We start from the raw sequence: 3,493 nt of genomic DNA on the forward strand, positions 1-3,493 counted from the left end.
TGCATGGCCGCGGTGTCACACCGCCTTTGCTCGGCGAGTACCAAGGCCAAGTTCACATCGTAGGAGGCATGCACCGCTTCCATCTTGCCAAGCACTATGGGACGACGCGCATGCCATTCCTCGTCCGGAGGGCCGAACTAGCCGCAGTAATGGCGTTGATCCCCTCGGCGACCGACACCGCCAACTCGTAATGGCGGGGACTGCAGAAAAGAAGCGAATGAGTTGCGAACTTACCGGGATCACTCCCCGAAAGCTGACCGACGGCTTCCGGCCCCGTTGCGGCCATTCTTACTCCCGCACTTTGGCTTTTCCAGCGCTAAACCGGCCTTGGGCGATGAATGGAAACGGTCAGATGTTCCCGGTCTGTGCTCGAAAAGTCGCATAAAAGGGCAGACTGGTGTGACGTCCGGAATTATTGGGCCTTTCACGGGTTTACCGGTCCCGAATTATCGGTTGCTGGCGGGCGGGCTATGCGATTGAAAACAGGAGAGTTTTCTGGCTAAGGGTGGGGTTTCAGACTGAGTTTACCAATGCCCTTAATGACGATTAATTCTGGATTGGCATCAGGTGATTGGGTTTGCGCAGAATATAGCCGCCCTTATTGGTAAACCCGCTCACGGTCGACAACGGATTGGTCAACCTAGGACGACAGGATTGGTAAACCGGAGCCGCCCTATCGACGAAGGTCTAGCTTGGCGCATTCACTGTCGCCGGTAGGCAGATATTCGGGCGACAATCGGGACCAGCGTGCGACGCCGCCAAGCGTGAGACACGTCGGCTACGCCGCAAATCGACACGGTTTGACCGGGCGCAATACCGCACCGATCTTCTAATCTCGGCTTAATTCCGGAGAGAGGCAGATAATTCCGGACGCCACACTGATTGGTAACCTAAGGCCACCCACCACGCGGATTGGTAGCCCACAGGAATAGGTTTGGTAACCCTTATCGAGTGAGGGCCGCTCGTACCTTTCGGCGGGTTCGTTTCAGTTCTAAGCCCGGCTTAATTCTGGACAACGACAGATAATTCTGGACGGCACAGTGGAACTCAACGCGTTGTAAGGATGGCATAGAGAAGCAGTAGCCCTCCAGTCTCGCTACTGGAAAAATTCTGGAAAATGGGTCTGCTTGGCTGGACGCAGAACGTTGTGATTATTCAGCCGGCATTTCTGAAGCTTCTCGAACACAAACAGCTTGCCTTCGCGCACGCTATCTTCGAGCGACTTCGCCTTCGCCAGATGCGCCGCAATCGCGCTGGCCAGCATGCAACCTGTTCCGCGCATCGATATAGCAAGGCGCGGCGTGTCGAAGTGGATGGGTTCATGATCGGAGCGTAACAGAATATCGGCCGATCGGGGACCCGACGCGTGCCCACCCTTGATCAGCAGGGCCTGAGGGCCGACGGCCTGCAGTCTTTGTCCTTGTTGGAGCGCACCGTCCTCATCCGAAGCCGGTTCGGAACCAGTAAGGAGCGCCAGTTCAGGAAGGTTGGGCGTGACAATGCAGCAAAGCGGCATCAAATCGCGCTTCATGGCAGCGATAGCGCCTGCTTCCAGAAGTGCGCGGCCTGAGGTGGAGGCCAGCACAGGGTCGAGTACTGCCGGCACTTGCGGAAATTTGCGCAGCACTGCGGCAACGGCAACAATGATCTTGGCAGTCGCCAGCATGCCGATCTTGATTGTGGCTACGTCGTTGGCCTGTAGCGCGGCACACATCTGATTGGCCACCATGCTGGGTGGCGAATGATGGATTTCGATCACGGCGTCGTGCGTTTGCACCGTTAGCGCTGTGACGGCGAGACAGGTGCGCACGCCAACGGCAGAGATCGTCTCGATGTCGCGTGCTATTCCAGCACCCCCGCTGGAATCTGATCCGCCAACGACAAGCACATGCGGTTCTCGTCTCATCGCCATCGGTCCGTCTTTTCGATCCATTCTCGCGTGCGCGCTTCGGGGTCGAAGCTCAACGTGATGTCCGTGACCACTGCGGCGCTGTTGGCGCCGGCCTCAAAGACGCCGTCGAGGCGGTCGGGGTTGAGGCCGCCGATGGCGACCAATGGGATCGGCGCCACCCGCCGCTTCCACTCGCTGATCCGCTCTAGCCCTTGCGGTGCCCACTTCATTTTCTTCAAAGTGGTGGGATAGATCGGACCGAGCGCGACATAGTCGGGCTCGGCAAACATGGCCGTTTCCAGCTCGACATGATCATGCGTGCTCAATCCGAGCCTGACGCCCGCTGCCCGTATCCTCGAGAGGTCGGCCGTTTGCAAATCCTCCTGGCCCAGATGCACGAAATCGCAGCCTTCCTCGATTGCCAGGCGCCAATAATCATTGATGATGAGCTGGCTTTTGTGTTGGACACACCAGGCCTTCGACTTGCGGATCTCCGCGCGCAGCCCGGTTTCATCCATGGTTTTGATGCGAAGCTGAATCAGCTTGACGCCGAGCGGCGCCAACCTTTCGATCCAGGCGGCGCTGTCGACGATCAGGTAGAAGGGATCGAGCTTCATGAAAAAACGGCCCTGCCGACCATCGGTGTCGATGGCACGGCGACGTCGCGCGGTTCGAGCATTCCCGAACTGAACGCCTCACGACCGGCGTCGACCGCCTTACCGAAAGCACGCGCCATGCCGACCGGATCTGCCGCCTTGGCGACCGCTGTGTTCAGGAGCACGGCGTCAAAGCCGAGTTCCATGACGGTGGCCGCGTGCGACGGCCGTCCGAGCCCCGCATCCACAATCAGCGGGACGCCAGGGAAATATCCGCGCATCGAGCGCAGCGCCGTCATGTTGACCGGTCCCAAGGCGGAACCGATCGGTGCGCACCACGGCATCAGGACCTTGCAGCCCGCTTCCAGCAGCCGCTCGGCGACAACGAGATCGTCGGTGGTATAGGGGAATACCGCAAAGCCGTCCTCGCACAGGATGCGGGCGGCTTCAACCAGACCGAACACATCCGGCTGTAGCGTGTCGTGATTGCCGATCACTTCGAGCTTGATCCAGTTGGTGCCGAAGACCTCGCGCGCCATTTTCGCGGTGGTGACGGCTTCCTTGACGGAGAGGCAGCCGGCGGTATTGGGCAGGGTTCTGGCGCCCAGCGAGCGGATCAACGACCAGAATTGTTCGCCGGCCCTACCGCCCGCCATCTCACGCCGCAACGAGACGGTCACCACCGACGTGCCCGATGCCTTGACTGCATCGGCAAGGATGGCCGGCGAAGGATACTGAGCCGTGCCGAGAAGCAGGCGCGACGAAAGCTCGGTTCCATAAAGCTCCAACATGCTAGCCGCCCTGCATGGGCGAGAGGATTTCGATCCGGTCGCCGTCGCTCAACTGGAACTCCGCGCGGTTGGCTTTGTGCACGAGGTCGCTGTTGACGGCGGTGGCGAGCCAATCGCCCTCATAGTCGAGCGCGGCAAGCAACTCGGCCAGCGTGGTGGCGGCAATCTCACGCGCCTCGCCGTTGACCATCAGTTTCATGAGCATGCTCCTTGGT

5 protein-coding genes are annotated in these 3,493 nt (G+C 59.7%); 1 reads left to right on the forward strand and 4 read right to left on the reverse strand.

Translation table 11 applies throughout. From position 1 onward, the window contains the following. The coding region (locus EN893_RS38740; RefSeq protein WP_206640168.1) for a hypothetical protein at positions 1–191 on the forward strand (191 nt) is incomplete at its 5' end. A 905-nt stretch (positions 192–1,096) separates the two neighbouring features. Here the strand turns inward: EN893_RS38740 and EN893_RS24680 are convergent. The 4 genes from EN893_RS24680 to thiS are packed head-to-tail and all read right to left on the reverse strand — an operon-like array spanning position 1,097 to position 3,477. Continuing rightward, complete coding sequence (locus EN893_RS24680; protein WP_063169417.1) at positions 1,097–1,912, reverse strand: hydroxymethylpyrimidine/phosphomethylpyrimidine kinase; 816 nt, start codon at positions 1,910–1,912, stop codon at positions 1,097–1,099. Continuing rightward, complete coding sequence (locus EN893_RS24685; protein WP_063169416.1) at positions 1,903–2,508, reverse strand: thiamine phosphate synthase; 606 nt, start codon at positions 2,506–2,508, stop codon at positions 1,903–1,905. Before EN893_RS24685 ends, EN893_RS24680 begins: the two co-directional genes overlap by 10 nt. Further along, the gene (locus EN893_RS24690) at positions 2,505–3,278 is read right to left on the reverse strand and encodes a thiazole synthase (protein WP_024504259.1); all 774 of its coding nucleotides are present in this window, start codon (positions 3,276–3,278) and stop codon (positions 2,505–2,507) included. The genes EN893_RS24685 and EN893_RS24690 overlap by 4 nt, the downstream gene beginning before the upstream one ends. 1 nt (position 3,279) lies before the next feature. Beyond that, on the reverse strand, positions 3,280–3,477 hold the full coding sequence (gene thiS, locus EN893_RS24695) for a sulfur carrier protein ThiS (RefSeq protein ID WP_024504260.1): 198 nt from the start codon (positions 3,475–3,477) through the stop codon (positions 3,280–3,282). Positions 3,478–3,493: the final 16 nt, after the last annotated feature.

This window comes from Mesorhizobium sp. M7A.F.Ca.CA.004.04.2.1, from assembly GCF_004022825.1.
Taxonomy (GTDB): domain Bacteria; phylum Pseudomonadota; class Alphaproteobacteria; order Rhizobiales; family Rhizobiaceae; genus Mesorhizobium.